Source organism: Methanoculleus nereidis (assembly GCF_032944295.1).
GTDB classification, from domain to species: Archaea; Halobacteriota; Methanomicrobia; order Methanomicrobiales; family Methanoculleaceae; genus Methanoculleus; species Methanoculleus nereidis.
Window position 1 is genome coordinate 1 of the sequence record NZ_JABFFQ010000013.1, and the last position, 16109, is coordinate 16109.

General features: G+C 61.6%; 16 protein-coding genes and 1 tRNA gene. 7 read left to right on the plus strand and 10 right to left on the minus strand.

Annotated elements, in window-relative coordinates; all coding sequences use genetic code 11:
* Positions 1–233: 233 nt before the first annotated feature.
* Positions 234–2072 (minus strand): AMP-binding protein, encoded by a 1839-nt coding sequence (locus HL657_RS12250; protein ID WP_317297100.1) that lies wholly within the window; start codon positions 2070–2072, stop codon positions 234–236.
* Between the two features lie 197 nt (positions 2073–2269).
* On the opposite strand from HL657_RS12250, the gene HL657_RS12255 reads away from it, so the two are divergent.
* Together HL657_RS12255 and HL657_RS12260 are read left to right on the plus strand one after the other, a co-directional pair.
* The gene (locus HL657_RS12255) at positions 2270–3094 is read left to right on the plus strand and encodes an SDR family NAD(P)-dependent oxidoreductase (protein ID WP_317297101.1); all 825 of its coding nucleotides are present in this window, start codon (positions 2270–2272) and stop codon (positions 3092–3094) included.
* Between the two features lie 56 nt (positions 3095–3150).
* Complete coding sequence (locus tag HL657_RS12260) at positions 3151–3327, plus strand: hypothetical protein (RefSeq protein WP_317297102.1); 177 nt, start codon at positions 3151–3153, stop codon at positions 3325–3327.
* Between the two features lie 13 nt (positions 3328–3340).
* On the opposite strand, the gene HL657_RS12265 is transcribed toward HL657_RS12260, so the two are convergent.
* Positions 3341–3655: a ferritin family protein gene (locus tag HL657_RS12265; protein WP_048114479.1), complete on the minus strand. Its 315-nt coding sequence runs from the start codon at positions 3653–3655 to the stop codon at positions 3341–3343.
* Between the two features lie 148 nt (positions 3656–3803).
* Between HL657_RS12265 and HL657_RS12270 the strand changes: the two genes are divergently transcribed.
* The gene (locus HL657_RS12270) at positions 3804–4835 is read left to right on the plus strand and encodes a methyltransferase domain-containing protein (protein WP_317297103.1); all 1032 of its coding nucleotides are present in this window, start codon (positions 3804–3806) and stop codon (positions 4833–4835) included.
* Positions 4836–4858: 23 nt separating this feature from the next.
* On the opposite strand, the gene HL657_RS12275 is transcribed toward HL657_RS12270, so the two are convergent.
* Complete coding sequence (locus HL657_RS12275) at positions 4859–6601, minus strand: bifunctional metallophosphatase/5'-nucleotidase (RefSeq protein ID WP_317297104.1); 1743 nt, start codon at positions 6599–6601, stop codon at positions 4859–4861.
* Positions 6602–6748: 147 nt separating this feature from the next.
* Positions 6749–7186 carry an FKBP-type peptidyl-prolyl cis-trans isomerase gene (locus HL657_RS12280; RefSeq protein WP_317297105.1) on the minus strand — a complete coding sequence of 146 codons (438 nt, stop codon included), beginning with the start codon at positions 7184–7186 and terminating at the stop codon, positions 6749–6751.
* A 385-nt stretch (positions 7187–7571) separates the two neighbouring features.
* Between HL657_RS12280 and HL657_RS12285 the strand changes: the two genes are divergently transcribed.
* Positions 7572–8123, plus strand: coding sequence for an NADPH-dependent FMN reductase (locus HL657_RS12285; protein WP_317297106.1), 552 nt, complete (start codon positions 7572–7574; stop codon positions 8121–8123).
* Between the two features lie 170 nt (positions 8124–8293).
* Here the strand turns inward: HL657_RS12285 and HL657_RS12290 are convergent.
* Positions 8294–8366 (minus strand) — tRNA-Thr (locus tag HL657_RS12290).
* An 80-nt stretch (positions 8367–8446) separates the two neighbouring features.
* Positions 8447–9178, minus strand: coding sequence for a sugar phosphate isomerase/epimerase family protein (locus HL657_RS12295; RefSeq protein ID WP_317297107.1), 732 nt, complete (start codon positions 9176–9178; stop codon positions 8447–8449).
* A gap of 127 nt (positions 9179–9305) precedes the next feature.
* Here HL657_RS12295 and HL657_RS12300 point away from each other — a divergent pair, with 127 nt between their 5' ends.
* On the plus strand, positions 9306–10484 hold the full coding sequence (locus HL657_RS12300; protein WP_317297108.1) for a hypothetical protein: 1179 nt from the start codon (positions 9306–9308) through the stop codon (positions 10482–10484).
* Positions 10485–10560: 76 nt separating this feature from the next.
* Entirely contained in the window at positions 10561–11493 is a 933-nt protein-coding gene (locus tag HL657_RS12305) for a radical SAM protein (RefSeq protein ID WP_317297109.1), read from the plus strand.
* Between the two features lies 1 nt (position 11494).
* On the opposite strand, the gene HL657_RS12310 is transcribed toward HL657_RS12305, so the two are convergent.
* Complete coding sequence (locus HL657_RS12310; RefSeq protein ID WP_394804665.1) at positions 11495–12424, minus strand: mechanosensitive ion channel family protein; 930 nt, start codon at positions 12422–12424, stop codon at positions 11495–11497.
* Positions 12367–12531: a hypothetical protein gene (locus tag HL657_RS12315; RefSeq protein ID WP_317297110.1), complete on the minus strand. Its 165-nt coding sequence runs from the start codon at positions 12529–12531 to the stop codon at positions 12367–12369. Before HL657_RS12315 ends, HL657_RS12310 begins: the two co-directional genes overlap by 58 nt.
* Before the next feature lie 46 nt (positions 12532–12577).
* On the opposite strand from HL657_RS12315, the gene hypD reads away from it, so the two are divergent.
* Positions 12578–13609, plus strand: a complete 1032-nt coding sequence (gene hypD, locus HL657_RS12320) for a hydrogenase formation protein HypD (RefSeq protein ID WP_317297111.1) — start codon at positions 12578–12580, stop codon at positions 13607–13609.
* A gap of 63 nt (positions 13610–13672) precedes the next feature.
* Here the strand turns inward: hypD and HL657_RS12325 are convergent, their stop codons facing one another.
* Positions 13673–14809, minus strand: a complete 1137-nt coding sequence (locus tag HL657_RS12325) for a PAS domain S-box protein (protein WP_317297112.1) — start codon at positions 14807–14809, stop codon at positions 13673–13675.
* On the minus strand, positions 14799–15935 hold the full coding sequence (gene ercA / locus HL657_RS12330) for an alcohol dehydrogenase-like regulatory protein ErcA (protein WP_317297113.1): 1137 nt from the start codon (positions 15933–15935) through the stop codon (positions 14799–14801). The genes HL657_RS12325 and ercA overlap by 11 nt, the downstream gene beginning before the upstream one ends.
* Between the last annotated feature and the right edge of the window lie 174 nt (positions 15936–16109).

Below are 16109 nucleotides of genomic sequence, written 5' to 3' on the forward strand. Positions count from 1 at the left end.
GGGGTGGGGACAGGGGAGGGGGGATGCTCCCCCCTCCCCCAGACGCGATATCCCCACGGTCCACTGCATCGTGATGTTTTCCTCGTTTGGTCACTCTGTTTACCACACCTCGCGGCGCCTGAGCTATTCTGAAATGCTCCTAACATGAGTGGCGATGGTTGCATGAGAATCTGAATTCGAGTTCTGCTAGGTGCGAGCCTGCGCACCATCAAGCCCAAAAAACAGGGGAACTCTCAGCTCCCGTTATTGTTCTTGTACAGTTCCTGGTCTCTGAGAACGCTCCTCTGGATCTTGCCGGATATTGTCTTCGGGAGGGTCTCGACGAACTCGACCGCCCTCGGGTACTTGTATGGGGCGGTGGTGTTCCGGACATGGGCCTGGAGTTCCTTGACCAGCGATTCGGACGGCTGGTAGCCGGGCTTCAACACGATGAATGCCTTGACGACCATACCGCGGATGAGGTCGGGAGACCCGACGACCGCCGATTCCTGGACGGCCGGGTGCTCCATGAGGGCGCTCTCGACCTCGAACGGCCCGATCCGGTAGCCGGAGGACTTGATGACGTCGTCGCTCCTTCCGATGAACCAGAAGTAGCCGTCCTCATCCATCCGTGCCTTGTCGCCGGTGTAGTAGTACCCGTTCTGGAACGATTCCCGGTTCGCCTCGGGGTTGTCCAGGTACTCCACGAAGAGCCCGACCGGCCGGGGGTCGAGCTTGACCGCGATGCGCCCTTCCTCGCCGCGGCCGACCGGGCTGCCGTCGTCGTCGTGGAGCTCGATCTGCCAGCCCGGCGCGGGTTTTCCCATGGAGCCGGGTTTATGCGCCATGCAGGGGAACGTGGCGATGCAGCAGACAGTCTCCGTCTGGCCGTATCCCTCATAGATGGGCTGCTCGGTGCCGTCCTCCCAGACGCGGATCACCTCGGGATTGAGCGGTTCGCCGGCGCTGCAGCAGTGCCGCAGGTCGCGGAAATCGAACTTGTCGAGGTCGGCGAGAATCAGCATCCGGTAGACCGTCGGCGGTGCGCAGAACGTGGTCACCTCGTACCTCTCGATCAGCGGGAGGAGCTCGGTCGCGCCGAACTTCCCCCGGATATCGTAGACGAAGATGCAGGCTCCGGCGATCCACTGGCCGAAAATCTTGCCCCAGGCGCACTTTGCCCACCCGGTATCGGAGAACGTCAGGTGCAGGTCGTTTTCCGTGACGTCCTGCCAGAGCGAGGCGGTGATGATGTGTCCGAGCGGGTAACTCTGGTTGTGCAGCACCATCTTGGCTTCGCCGGTGGTGCCTGAGGTGAAGTAGATCAGCATCGGATCGGTCGATTTCGTCTTCTTCGAGACCGGCATGCTGACCTTGTGGTGCGATACCGGTGCAGGGTACTCGAGCTCGTGCGGGTAACTCGCCCAGCCCTCCCGCTCCCCGTCCACGAGGAAGAGGGTATCGAGCAGCGGACAGGCGTTGGCGACCTCATCGACTTTCTCGGCGTTCTCGGAATTCGTGATGATCATCCGGAACTTCCCGGCCTGCACCCGGTATTTGATGTCCTTTGGCGTCAGCATCGTCGGGCAGGGGCAGAAGACCGCACCGAGCTTGATGAGCGCGATGACGAAGATCCACCATTCCGGGACCCTTGGGAGCATCAGCATGACCCGGTCACCCTTTTTAATGCCGTACTTCAGCAGGATGTTTGCGGCACCGTTCGAGAGATACCGCAGGTCGCGGAAGGAGTACTTCCTCTCGTTTCCCTCCTGATCAACCCAGATCAGCGCCAGTTTGTTCCGGTCGGTCTCGGCCCACCGGTCGATCACGTCGTAGCCGAAGTTGAACTGTTCGGGGACGTCGATCCTGAAGTTGGCGCAGGCGGCCTCGTAGTCGGTCATGTTCGGCTCCCGGATGCTTGCAGACGGTGCCCCCGCGGGGACCGCGGCCTGCACGCCGCTTGCCGATGCACCGTTGAGGTACTTCGTGCAGAGTTCGTTGAGCCATTCCGACCGGGAGATGCCACTGTATTCACGCATCCTGTCGATCGCCTTCACGAGGTCGTCATCCATCGTGATCGAGTATCGCACCATACAATACAGGTTTGTGGTGCACCATATCACTTTTTTGATTTGTCATACACCTCCGCCCGCGAGAACAGCACCTTTGTGGTGCATCCGGCCGGCATCCCGGCCGGGAGGCGATCCGGGCCGCCGGTCCGGGGAGGAGGAGCGCACCAATCTCCCGCACCGCCATGTTCAAATAGAGACGGTGTGCATCCAGGCCATATATGGCGGAGCAGACTATCCTCGTTACGGGCTCGACGGACGGTATCGGGAAGGCGACGGCACGCGCCCTTGCCGCGCAGGGCCACCACGTGCTGCTCCACGGCAGGGACCCTGAGAAGGGCCGGAGAGTCCTCGAAGAACTAAAGGCGGCCACCGGCTCCGACCGGCTCCCCCTCTTCATCGCCGACCTCTCGGTGCAGGAGCGGGTCAGGGGTCTTGCGGAGGAGATCGGCGGAGCGTACGACCGGCTCGACGTCCTCGTCAACAACGCCGGCGTCTTCATGCCGGAGCGAGAGGTTGCACCCGGCGGAATCGAGACGACGTTTGCCGTGAACTTTCTTGCGCAGGTCCTTCTCACCCACGAGCTCCTCCCGCTCCTTGCGAGGAGCGCTCCTGCGAGGGTCGTCAACGTCGCGTCGATCGCCCACAGGAGCGTGGGGTCGGTCGAATGGGGAAATCTCCCGGGCTTTTCGAGGTATGAGCCCTACGAGGCCTACGCCGTATCGAAGGTAGGGGTCATCGCCTTCACCGCCCGGCTCGCCCGGGCCCTCGAGGGGACGGGGGTGACGGCGAACAGCCTCCACCCGGGGGTGATCGACACGAAGCTCCTCCGGGCCTATATCCATGGCGGGAATGAAGGCGCCCCGCCGGAACGGGGGGCGGAGGTGGTGACGTACCTCGCAACCTCCCCCGAAGCCGGGAAGGTGAACGGCGGCTACTTCGAGGAGACCCGGTGGACCCAGCCGTCATCCCTTGCACACGACCCGGGGGTTCAGGAGCGGTTCTGGGAGATAGGTCTCGAACGTACCGGGATCAGTCGGTGGTGACACGAAAGCATATGCCCGATGAAGGAGAGCAGTGACCCGCACGGAGGAAGGATCGCATGACAAGACGCAGCATAAAAGGCGAAGAAAAAGAGGAGACAACGGAGTTCTGGTGCGAGATCTGCGGGGCGGCCTGTGACGAGCTGACCGAAGAGAACTACCCGGACCTCGAGAAGGCCCGGACGCTCTGTCCGGGCTGCAGGAAATCCTACGAAGAGTCCTGCAGGATCAGGTGACGGGAAGGGGAGATCACTTCCCGCCTTTCTTCAACTCCTCGATCATCTCCTCGACTTCTTCGTAGCCGTGCTGGTAGAACTCCTCTTCGGCGGGCTCAAGCTCCCGGAGCAGCCGCAGGAACTCCCCTGCATGCTCTTTCTCCTCGTCCGCGATATCGCGCATCACCTTCTGGACCAGCGGTTCGTCGGTCGATTCAGCGATCTGGTTGTAGAGCTGGATCGCCTCATACTCGGCGGCGATCGAGAACCGGATCGTCCGGATGAGTTCGCCCCGGTCCAGTTTGCGCTCCATGCGGTTGCCGGAGAACGGTTGAGAAAATTCGGGCATGTCAGATAACCTCCTATGGCTCATGCGGTGGGGCGCTATTTATAGATTGGGCCGGTTCCCGGCCGGGTGCCTGTGGCCGCAGGACGGCCTTACCCACATTCGGGAATCCGTACAAAACATTATAAATCAGGAACCGGTATGAGCCAGCATGGTGGTGCGGCCCCTGATCACGCGGCCTCTGAGTTTCATGCTTCAGATGGCGACCGTGCTCCGCAGGCATGCCATGGATCTGCTACAGTCCAGGGAGTTCGGTCGAACACTGCTCTACGACATCGAGAACAGAGGAACGTTTGAGGATATCTCGTGTCACGAGATAATGATTGCAGATGCGGTGCGGATGAAACGGTATCACGATGCCATCATGCGCTATATCAACCCGGGCGATACCGTTGTCGATCTGGGGACGGGAACTGGAGTTCTCTCGTTCTTTGCAGCACAGAGAGACCCGAAGAAGATTTACGCCATCGACCATTCCGAGCTCGTGATAACAATCGCCGGAACGATCGCCGAGGAGAACGGCATAAACAATGTGTCGTTTTTCCCGCAAAATAGCCGGTTTTTCGAGCCGGATGAGAAGGTGGACGTCATTCTTCACGAACAGATGGGCTCCAACCTTATCGACGAAAATATGATAGAAAACATCCTGGATCTCAAAAAACGGGTATTAAAGAGCACAGGAAAAATCCTGCCCGGAAGATTCGAGTTGTTCCTCGAACCGATCTGCTTAAAAGAGGAGTACAGGGTTCCCCACCTCTGGGAGAACAACGTCTACGGTATAGACTTCAACTGTTTGAGAGATTGCAGCGAGTATAACGATCATTCGCGGCCGTCAAAACTTAAGATCGAGCATTCCTCCGTAGACTATCTCCTCTGCGACCCGGAACCGATCCTATCCTTCGACCTGAACACGATGCGCGACCCGGGCGAGATCCCGAGATCCATCGAGACATCAAAGAAGGTGGTTCGATCCGGATCGATGGATGGTCTGTGCCTCTATTTCAGGGTGATATTCGACGACGAAATCAGTTTCGATACCTCTCCCTTATCCCCGCGTACTCACTGGGATCATCCATTGTTCAGGACCGAGAGCAGACAGTATGTTCAAGGCGAAGAGATATCGTTCAAGTTTACCATGGAGGTTCCCACCAGAAGGGAGACATGGTCGGTATCGGTCAAATAGCACCGAACCGCCGGGTGCAACTATCATGCCGACACAGAAAGAGCGGATAGAGGGTCCGGACTCCCGGCATCACCGCCCGGTCTCCACGCGACCTTCGCGATCCTCCCCTCCGGCTTCATCTCCACCGGCTCCGGAAGGGACCCCATATACGCGACCAGTGCGTCGACGTCGAACGGGCCGGGGACCACGTTCGTGCCTTCTCTGAACACAGTATATTTGTCACCGCCGGTGGCGAGGAAGTCGACCATTGCTGCCGTGTACTCCGCGTCCGGGTCCAGCGGGGTGCCGTTCACCCGGACTGCGACGACCCTGCCGCCGGCGGGTTTGCTCTCGTCAAACGAGTAGGTAAGCCCGGAGACGGCGAGGTTGTGGGGCGGGAGCGGGGTCTCCCACTGCCGTTCCAGCGCGTCCCGGACCTGTTCTCCCGTCAGGGTCATCGAGAGCACGGTCGAGGAGAACGGCTGCACCGCATACAGGTCGCCCCAGGTGACTTCGCCCTCCGCTATCTCCGCCCGGAGCGAGCCGGTGGTGATGAACGCGATATCGGCACCCATCGCCGCCCGCTGGCCGTCGACGACGAGGTTGCCGAGTGCGGATTCGCCGGCGTCGGTCTCTACCCGCGTGATATCCGCCGATGCGACCGTTATGATCCGGCCGGTCATCGGCCTGACCGCCTCTTCGCAGGTCTCGAGCAATGCCAGGGCCCCGGGATCGGGGCTGGTGCCGTTTCCGTATGCCGGGACGATTCGTGCCGATGTGTGCGTGACCTCGCCGGTGAGGGGATCGATGACGAGACTGACATCGGCAAACGCCCTGCTGCAGCTGTATGCCTGCGCCACCAGGACCGGGTTTTTGCCGGCGTTCTCCAGGTAGGCGTTGGTGAACGCATGGGTGTGGCCCGAGAGGACGACGTCCACGTCCGCATCAAGGCCGGCGACGATTCCGGCGACCCTGCCGGTGACGTTGCCTCCTTCCCGGGTCGGACCGTCGTAGGGCTCCTGCTCTCCGCCCTCGTGGAGGAGAACGACGATCGCGTGCACCCCCTGCTGCTGGATCTCCGGGACGTAGCGGTTGATCGACGCGGTCTCGTCTTCAAAGAGGACCTCCTCGATGCTCGCCGCCTTCTGGATCGAGGGGGTTTCGGTTGTCGTGGCACCGATGAACGCGATCTGTACGCCGCCGGCATCCCGGATCGTGTAAGGGGCAGCAAGAAGGGTGCCGTTCGTCTTCCAGACCACGTTTGAGCAGACGTATTCCGCTGCCGCACCCGGGTAGGGGTCCGCCAGGTGGGTGATGGCCGTCGCACCGTTCCCGCCGCGGACCATCCGCAACAGCTCGTCCGTGCCCCGGTCGAACTCGTGGTTGCCGAAGGTTGCGATTATGTCCGGGCAGTCGTCCGCGAGGCCGTTGAAGAAGAGCACGGTGGGTTCGTCCAGCAGCAGCCCGGACTCGGGCGGCGACGCCCCGACAACATCCCCGGGGAGCGCGATGAACGTGGCGGCCCCGTCGGCATCCGCCATCGCGCATTTGAGATACGACGAAAGCACCGGCGCGCTCCCGGCCGGTTCGCCGTTGAGGTTCTGCCCGGCGGAGAGTTGCCCGTGGAAGTCGTTGACCGCGAGGATCCGAACATGCACCGGTTCTGCTGCCGGAGAGAGGGAGCCTGAGAGTGCGATGGGGGCGAGAACAATGATCAGGAGTACGAATAAGCCGACGGCCGCCTGCCGCCGGGGCGATCTGCTGCCTGTGGACGAACCAGATACCATTAAAAGAACTCTCGCCGGGCGGGATAAATACCAGCCGGAACAGATCCGGACAGGGACGAAGGAACAGGGTTTTTTCCGGCCCGATCAGCATAGCACCCGGGCCGGCGCGGCGGGTTCCATCCCGCGGTCTGCGGTTCGGGGGGTCGTTCAGCCGTCCCGGGGGAGGATCTCCTCGACCGTGATCGTGTAGGTGATCGTCTCCCCTGCGAGCGGGTGGTTTCCGTCGATGGTGATCCTTTTGTCGTCCACGTCGAGGACGGTCACCAGGCAGGACTTCCCCAGCACCTTGACCCTGATGAACTCGCCGACAACCGGTTCGTGGTCGAGTTTCAGTTTCGTGCGCTTTATCGTGACCACGAGGCGCTTGCGGTACTTCCCGTAGGCCTTCTCCGGGGGCAACGCAACCGTCGCCGTCTCGCCCGGCTCTTTGCCGATCAGCGCCTCCTCAAAGAGGGGGTTGATCTGGTTCTCGCCGAGGGTGGCCCGGACCGGCTCGCCCGACCGGGTATCCTCAAAGACCTCGCCGTCGGGGCGGGTGCTGGTGAAGTGCAGGAGGAGGGTGTCTCCGTCTGTCACGGGTGCCATGGGTGCCTGATCGGTTTGTCGGGCAGGGGTTTAATTCATTGTGGGAGTTCGAAGAACTTTGCAGTATTCATTAAAAAGAGGAATTACGCGCAGACGGGATTCCCACCAGTATGTCGAAAGCTTCTTTCACCATTGCGTCCGCAAAATTCATGCCGGGCACATGCGGGATCTCCCACTCATCCACTCAACGGAGACCAGGTCCATTCCCGGAGGATTGTGATTAACCCGTTTCGCTCGCCACACATCTGCTCTCTCCTGCCCTGTGTTCTTGAACCCTGCACTTGCAGGGTTCCTGTCAACTACCCCCTCCTCGCGTCGGGGGGCTCCTCGGCCCATGATCCTTTTCACGAGATAGGTTTATGCACACTTTCGGCAAGTACGGGCCATGCGTCAATACCGCATCGCCGTTATGGTCGGGAGCCTCCGGAAAGATTCGTACAACCGAAAACTTGCGACCGCCATCGTGAAGCTGGCACCTTCGGACTTTTCATTCCACCAGGTGCAGATCAACGATCTGCCACTGTATAATCAGGATGACGATGAGAACCAGGCAGCACCCGTGAGAAGGATGAAGGCCGAGATCCAGGCCGCCGACGGTATCATGTTCGTAACGCCCGAATACAGCCGTTCGATCCCCGGGGTCCTCAAGAACGCCCTCGATCACGGTTCGCGTCCTTACGGCCGGAACGTGTGGGCCGGAAAACCGGCAGGAATTCTGGGCGTTTCTCCCGGTTCTGCCGGGACGGCCATGGCCCAGCAGCACCTGCGCAACATCCTCGCATGTCTGGACATGCCCACACAGGGCCAGCCTGAAGCATTCATCCAGGTACGGGAAGGCCTCTTCGATGAGGCGGGAGAGATCGGCGAGGCAAGCAGACCGCACCTGCAGAACTGGATGGACCACTATGTTGCCTGGGTAAAAAGCCACGTGGAGTAGGGCGACAGGGCGGGGGCGGGTATGATGCACCTCTCAGGCGTTTACAGAAGGATCTGCGCAGGCTCCGCCTCATCCTCAGGTAGGCAGGGCAAAAGACCTGACCGATACCCGGGTACGGTAACATGAATAAGACGTAAAACGCTCAAGAAAAGGTGAGAGAACTTCTACCAAGCCTCAGGCGAGATTCGAACTCGCGACCTCGTCCTTACCAAGGACGCGCTCTACCGGCTGAGCCACTGAGGCGTGACGCACCAATTATGTTGGAGGTTTACCCTATAAAAGGTTACGGCCGGAACAGGGGAAAGAACCGGGCGGGACCGCCCCTATTCACCCGGCGCGGCGGCGTCGATCGCCTCCAGCGCGGATATGCTGGATATCACCCCGGTGAGGGTATCCACCTCGACGATGGGGGTGGCCCTGTCCCTCCTGACAGCCTCCATCACGGCCGAAAAGTCGATCGTCCCGTCCCCCACCGGCGAATGCGTATCCCCGGTGCCGTCGTTGTCGTGCAGGTGGTAGTGCGCCGCCGGGTGGGCGAGAAACTCGTCCAGGCACCCGTTCAGGTTCGCGTGGCCGACGTCGAGCGCGAACCCGATCCCGTCGATGAGCGGCAGGTCCTCACAGGAGCGCAGGAAGAAGTACTCCCAGTTCCCCATATTCTCCACAAAGAACGTGACCGAGCGGTCCTCGGCCGCCGCCGTCAGTTCCGTGAGCGACTGCCGGAACCTCTCCGCCGCCCGGTCCTGCTCCTCGCGCCACGCGTAGTAGCCCGGGTGGATGACCACGTCCGCCCCGACCTCCGCGGCGACGGCGAAGGTCTGCGTCAGGACCTCAACGCTCGCCCGCCGGATGGGCTCGAGGAGGCTTGCGATATTGACCCCCCGGGCCGGTGCGTGGATGAAGTAGCGATACGAGTAACTCTCCAGCGGTTCCGCGCTCTCCAGGTAGTGCAGCCCGTCATCCATCACCTCCACGCAATCGGTGATGGAAGCAAGGTTCTCGAGTGCACGAGCGAGCGGCTCGCGGTGAAGGCAGTAGGTGGAGACGCCAAACATACAGAGTGTTCCGGCCGGAACGATAAAATAGGTTCGGACCAGGCACCCCTCGGCACGGGACCGCCCTCCGCCGGCAAAAAAGACTAATCCGCATGGTTTATGCCGTCAGCACCACAAACAGATAACTATGGCTGACGGCTTCATCCCGGAGGTTGTCATCTCGAACCGGCTCGAAAAAGCAAAGGCAGAGATCTTCTCCTACATAGAATCCAATGCCGAAGCCATCGACGAAAACTTCGCCGCCTTCTTCGGGAACGTCGTCACGATCCTCGACCGTGCGGGCGTCCCCATCACCGACCAGATCTACGACGAGTTCATCGACGCGATCGTGTTCCGGGTCTTCGATGTCAGCAAACGGGCCGGGGACGTGAAGTTCCTCAACCGCGCCTGCGAGATCGCCTGCGGGATGAAGCGCAAGAAAGAGCGCAAGGCCGGTGTCCACCTTGCAGCTGCCGTCAAACTGATGAAGATAGGAATGCCGCTTGCCGCGGCGGCCTACCTCCAGCACTACCGCAAACACGATGCCGCCGTGGGGTGCTGGTACGCCTACTGCTACTACACGCTCTACAAGGACGGGTCCGCCGAACCCGGCTACTCCGCCGCCGAACGGTGGAACTACCTGAAGGCCGCACGCCAGTACATGGAGGAACTCGGGCAGCTGCAGCCGGGGCTGCAGCGGCTGGTCAGGGGCGAACTCGAACGCGACCCATGGCTTGCCGAGCCGTTCTGGATGATGATCTTCCTTGCGACCGAATGGATCCCCAACAACCGCTGGTTCCTGGAGATCGGGATCGCACGCGGCAAACAGGAGAACAACGACGTGGCCCTGGTGAAGATGCTCCAGATCGGCCTCATCCGGTTCCCCGACGACATGCTCTTTTACCGGGAGGCCTACCACCTCAAGTTCGAGCAGGGCGAACTGGCCGATGCCCTGGGGCTCATCTACGACCTGATCCGGAGGTTCCCCGACGACCCCGAGCCGGTCTACTACGGCCTCCGGACCTCGCTCTATCTCCCCCGCGAGACAGAGTTCAACGAGTTCCGCAGGATTGCCGACGAGATGAAGATGCCGGGGCACGTCCTCTGCCTCATCGACTATGCATACGCCTTCCTCCGGGGAAGGAAGGAGCAGGCGGGCCTCTGCCTCGACCAGTTCCATAGGAAATACCCCTCGCTGAACTACTACTCCGACATCCTCCGGTTCGTCACCGCCGATCTCCCCGCGACGCAGAACGGCATCAAACTGGCGGTCTTCACCTCGGTCGACCATTTCTGCAAGAAGATGCTCAAGATCGCCGAGACGTGAGGGCGAGTCCCGGGACGCGTTGCAGGCAGGTGAACCCTGATGATTCCTCGTGCCGGATAGTACTCAGGATTACCTCATGGCATACCGTTACCTCTTCGGCCCGGTCCCCTCCCGGCGCCTGGGCATCTCGCTCGGGATCGACCTGGTGCCGTACAAGACCTGCGCTTTTGACTGCATCTACTGTGAGTGCGGGCGGACGACCGATCTGACCTGCGAGCGGCGCGAGTACGTCCCGACCGACCGGGTCATCGCGGAACTCGACGACTTCCTCGCGAAAGCCCCGGACCTCGACTACGTCACGTTTGCCGGGTCAGGGGAACCGACGCTGCACTCGGGCATCGGCGAGATCATCTCCTTCATCAAAGACCGGTATCCGCGCTACCGGGTTGCGGTGCTGACCAACAGCGCGCTCTTCACCGACCCGGCAGTCCGGGCTGCCCTCATGCCCGCAGACCTTGTGGTGCCGTCGCTCGATGCGGTCTCCGAAGAGGCCTTCTCAAGGATCAACCGCTCCTCTCCCGGCATCACCGCCGGCCGGGTGCTCGAGGGGCTGCTCGACTTCTCCCGGGAGTATCCCGGCGAGATCTGGCTCGAGGTCTTCATCGTCCCGGGCATCAACGACACCGGGGAGGAACTCCGGCTCCTGAAAGACGCCGTCGCGGCGATCAAGCCCGATCGCGTTCAGGTGAACACCCTCGATCGGCCCGGCACCGAGGACTGGGTCCGGCCGGCATCGCCCGAGGCTATCGAGCGGATCGCGGCAATGCTCGGCGGAAACGCGGGAGCGATCGGGGTAGCGTACGCGGGCCGGACGCTGCCGCCGGAGAGCAAGGATATCGGGGAGACCATCCTCGCGACCATCCGGCGCCGGCCCTGTACGCCCCGCGATCTCGCCACGCTGCTCGGCATCCGTCCAACCGAGGTCGCGAAGCACCTCCGGGTCCTCGAAGCCGAGGGCCTGATCGAACCCGTGGAGGAGAAGAGAGGGGTATTTTACCGGGCGACCTAGATCACTCCCGCACGTGGACGTCCATCTGCGGGAACGGGATCTCGATTCCTTCTTCCGCAAACCGCTCGTAGACGCGCGTGTTCACGTAGTCCTGGACGTCCCAGGCCAGGTTGAAGGCCCTTGCCCAGATGATGAGCATGAAGTCCAGGCTCGATGCTCCGAACTCGAGGAAGTAGGCGGACGGTGCAGGATCGGAGAGGACGTATTTCGACCGTGCCGCCGCCTCGCACCCGATCTCGATGAGGATCTCTTTCACGCGCTTGATGTCGCTGCCGTATGCGGCCGAGATCGGGATCTTGATCTTGAGTTTGACGTCCGGCATGGCGTAGTTGACGATGACGCTGCTCGAGACCATTGAGTTCGGGATGGTGACCATCTGGTGGTCCAGCGTCTTGATCCTGGTGCTCCGGGGACCGATGCTGACTACGTCCCCGAGGTAACTGTCGATCTTGATCCGGTCGCCGACCGCGAACGGCTTATCCGCGAGGATGACCGCGCCCCCGAAGAAGTTGGAGACGATGTCCTGGGCAGCGAGCGCCACCGCCAGGCCGGCGAGCCCGGCACCGGCGACGAGCGGCGTGATGTCCACCTCGAGCATCTGGAGGACCATGAGGATGGCGATGAACCAGATGACGTAGCGTGCCGCGAGCTCGAGCACCCGGACGATCCGGTCGTCGAGGTCGGTCTCGGTCTTCGACGCCATCCACCTGCCGTAGAGGGTGATGAAGTTGTAGACGAACGAAGAGACCACCCACGCCGCGATGAGGATCGCCGCCGCAGCGAAGCATTTCTCCGAAACGAGCCACGCGTACTCCCCGAGGAGGGCCGCGGGGTCGATGATGAATGTTACGGAGATCCAGACGGAACCCGCGATTAAGGCGATAGCAAGAGGTTTGTCAAGCGAGTAGAGTACGATGTCGTCAGCTTCGATTCGGTGAGGTCGGCTCGCTTCTGCAGCCACCGGAAGACCTCGTGAACGACGAACGCTGCGATGATCCCGCAGAGGACGATCGCGCTTCCGTAGATGATGCTGTTCATTCCGGTACTAATATGTGCTGTCAACGAAATATAAATGTGATAATTCATGGCGGCTGGAAAGGAAATCCTCGATGCGCTCCGTGCCCTTGTAGACCGGGATATCACGCTCATGCATATCTGCGGTACCCACGAGGCGGCAATCGCCCGCGCCGGGCTCAGGAGCGTCCTTCCCCGGGGTCTCAAGATCGTTATGGGGCCGGGCTGCCCCGTCTGCATCACGCCGCAGGGCGAGATCGACGCCGCGCTCGACCTGGTGGAACGGGACTGCACCATCGCCACCTACGGCGACCTGCTGCGTGTCCCGGGGTCGAAGGGATCGCTCGAGTCGAGCGGCGGGGACGTCCGGGTGGTGCAGGGCGTCCACAAGGCGGTGGAGATCGCCCGGAGGGAAACCGACCGGGAGGTCACCTTCATATCGGTCGGCTTCGAGACCACCGCGCCGACGGTCGCCGCCACGATCCTCTCCCGTCCGCCGGAGAACTTCTCCATTCTCTCGTGCCACCGGCTCGTCCCGCCGGCGATGGCGTGGCTCCTCGCCCAGGGGGAGGCGTCGCTCGACGGGTTCCTCCTCCCCGGCCACGTCTGCGCGGTGATGGGCTACGAGGAGTACGAGCAGTTCCCCGTCCCGCAGGTCGTCGCGGGGTTCGAGCCCGAGGACATCCTCCTTGCCCTCCTCATGGCGGTCCGGCAGGTCAAGGGCGGCGTGCACCGGGTGGAGAACGCCTACCCGCGTGTGGTCACCCGGGAGGGGAACGTCAAGGCGAAACGCCTGATGTACGAGGTCTTCGAGCCGTTCGACGTCGAGTGGCGCGGATTCCCCGTGATCCCGGCCTCCGGCCTCCGCTTAAAGCCGGAGTTCGAGGGCTACGACGCCCAGAAGAAGTTCGATATCGAGATCCAGCACGTGGACAAGCATTCCGCCTGCATCTGCGATAAGGTGCTGCGCGGCGTCGCCCGGCCGTCCGACTGCAAACTCTTCGGGAAGGTCTGCACCCCGCGCACCCCTGTGGGCCCCTGCATGGTCAGCCACGAAGGGGCGTGCAAGATCTGGCACCTCTACGAATCGAGGAGAGGCTAGGGTTCTCCTCTCCGCCGGCTTATTTATACCCGATGAGAACGGCGTGATACAGACACCCTGTGCTCAGGTGTCTCGTTCCTTCAGGGTTGAGATATCGGTGCCCGTCTGCAGAGGGGAATCTCTATCTTCCCCGTGCTTTCGCAGGAAATGCCTGACGTTCGCCGACTCGACCCATCCCCGGTCGAGTTCGGTGACGAGTTCGTCAATCCGCCTCGACTGTTCGAGGATCTTTCCGGCAAGCGAGTCATCGATCATCTCCGCATACCCGACGATCACCTGGAGCGGGTTACGGATATGATCCCCAAGGATAGCGAACTGTTCAATATTTTTCCCGAGCTGCGCATACGTCTCCCGTTTCATCTGGTCGATGAGAATCCGCTCGGTGATGTCCATGACGATCAGCATGATGCAGAGCGGCTGCCCGGCATCATTCTGCACGACGCTGCCCGAGACCTGGATGTGAAACGGAGACCCGCTGCTGTGCAGTCCGATCGTCTCCTGCACGATCGCATGGGTATCGAGGAGCCGGGCCGTAACCTTCTCCCCGACGGTAGGGTCCGCGAAGAATGTCTCCAGGTTTCTCCCCGCAACCGCGCCCGCCCGCTCGTACCCGAACATCCCGGCAAAACTCCGGTTGGCATACATGACCGTCCCGGCGAGGTCGGTGATGAGGATGCCGTTCGTCGAGGATTCGAGCGCGCTCTCCTTTATCCTGAGCTCCCGCTCGGTGCGGATCCGGTCGGTGATGTCCCGTGCAATCGCGACGATGTACCGCTCGGCGCCGAAGGTGACCGACCGGACGGTGATCTCCATCGGGATCTCCGTTCCACTCCGTGATACGAGCCGCGCGGTAACGGTCTGCCCGGATTTGGACAGCAGAGCGCTGCTCTCCCGGATGAATTCGGCAAGCCAGGTCTTCTTCGTCGGGGAGATTAAATCGATAAACGGTTTTGCGAGCAGCTCCCTCTTTGAATAGCCGAGATGTGTCTCCGCGGACGCGTTGACGTCCGCAAGTTCCCCGGTTTCTGCACGGATCAGGAATATCGCGTCGTGGGTCTGGTCGAGCAGGGCTCTGAACCGCTCGAGTTCCGCAAGCCGGTTCTGCAGCTCGGGATAGTAACTCTTGTGCAGGGACGTCTCCCCGAGGCCGATGATCTTTGCCCGGAGTGCATCCCGATCGTCGGGAGGTTCAGAACGCATGCTCATAGATCCGTTCGATGTCGTCGCAGGCGAGGCTGCGCGGGTTCGTTACCATGCAGGGGTCGGCATAGGCACATCGGGCAAGGGCGGGGATCGTATCCTCCCGGACGCCGACATCGGCGAGGGTCTCGGTGATGCCGAGCGATCTCCTGAATGCCGCCACCTTCTCTGCCGGCGTCACCCGTCCCGGCCCGAAGATCGCTCCAATCCGGTCGTAACGATCCGGTGCCGCCTCGTAGTTGGCCGCCATCACGTGCTCGAGGAGCAGCGCGTTGCACCGCCCGTGCGCAAGGTCGCAGGCCCCCCCGAGACTGTGCGCCATCGCATGTGCGGCTCCGACGCTTGCGTTGGAGAACGCAAGCCCGGCATGAAGGCTGGCGAGGAGGGTCGAGAACCGTAGATCCAGATCGCCGGGCTCTTCCAGGGCCGCAGGCAGTGCGCTCGTGACGAGCCGTATCGCCTCGAGGGCATGCACGTCGGTCATCGGTGAACTGGCGTTCGAGACGTAAGCCTCGATCGCGTGGCTGAGGGCATCCACGCCGGTATCCGCGGTCAGGTCCCTGGACATCGTCGTCAGCGGTTCGGGATCGAGCAGGGAGACGTCCGGGACGAGCGCTTTACTGATAATGGCGATTTTTCTCTTTTCCCCCTCATCCGTGAGGATGGCAAACTGGGAGACGTCGGCAGAACTCCCGGCGGTCGTCGGGATGCAGATGAGCGGCGGGGCAGACACCGGCACCCGGTCGACACCCTCGAACGTGAGGATGTCCCGCATGTTCGAGCTCGCTACCCCGATTCCCTTGGCACAGTCCATCGGGCTTCCTCCGCCGACGACGACGATGCCGTTGCACTCTTCAGACCGGTAGACCTCCATACCCGCCATCACCTGCCGGGTGCGGGGGTTTGCGGAGACAGAATCGAAGACGGTGAACGCTATGTCTGCTTCGGCCAGGCTCTCCGCGACGGCGTCGGCCCAGCCTGCGGCCCGGACACCCGGATCGGTGACAAGGAGCACCTGTTTCATCCCGAAGTTGCGGGCATACCGCCCTGCAAGCTGCAGTGCTCCGTACCCGCAGATAAATTCCGGTGCTACAAACTTTCTCAGGTCAAGCTGGCTTATCGACATTATTCTGCGACACGGAAGTATTTCGGTGATCGGTGAGGCTATCATCAGATGTAGGGAGGCGTACCCATATATATCCTAATGATTTGCATTGAGGAATTAATACGTATTACGTTATTGAGGTCTCCGAATTCATATTGATCGGTTAATTTCGAATGAAATCCCGGTAAGACACCC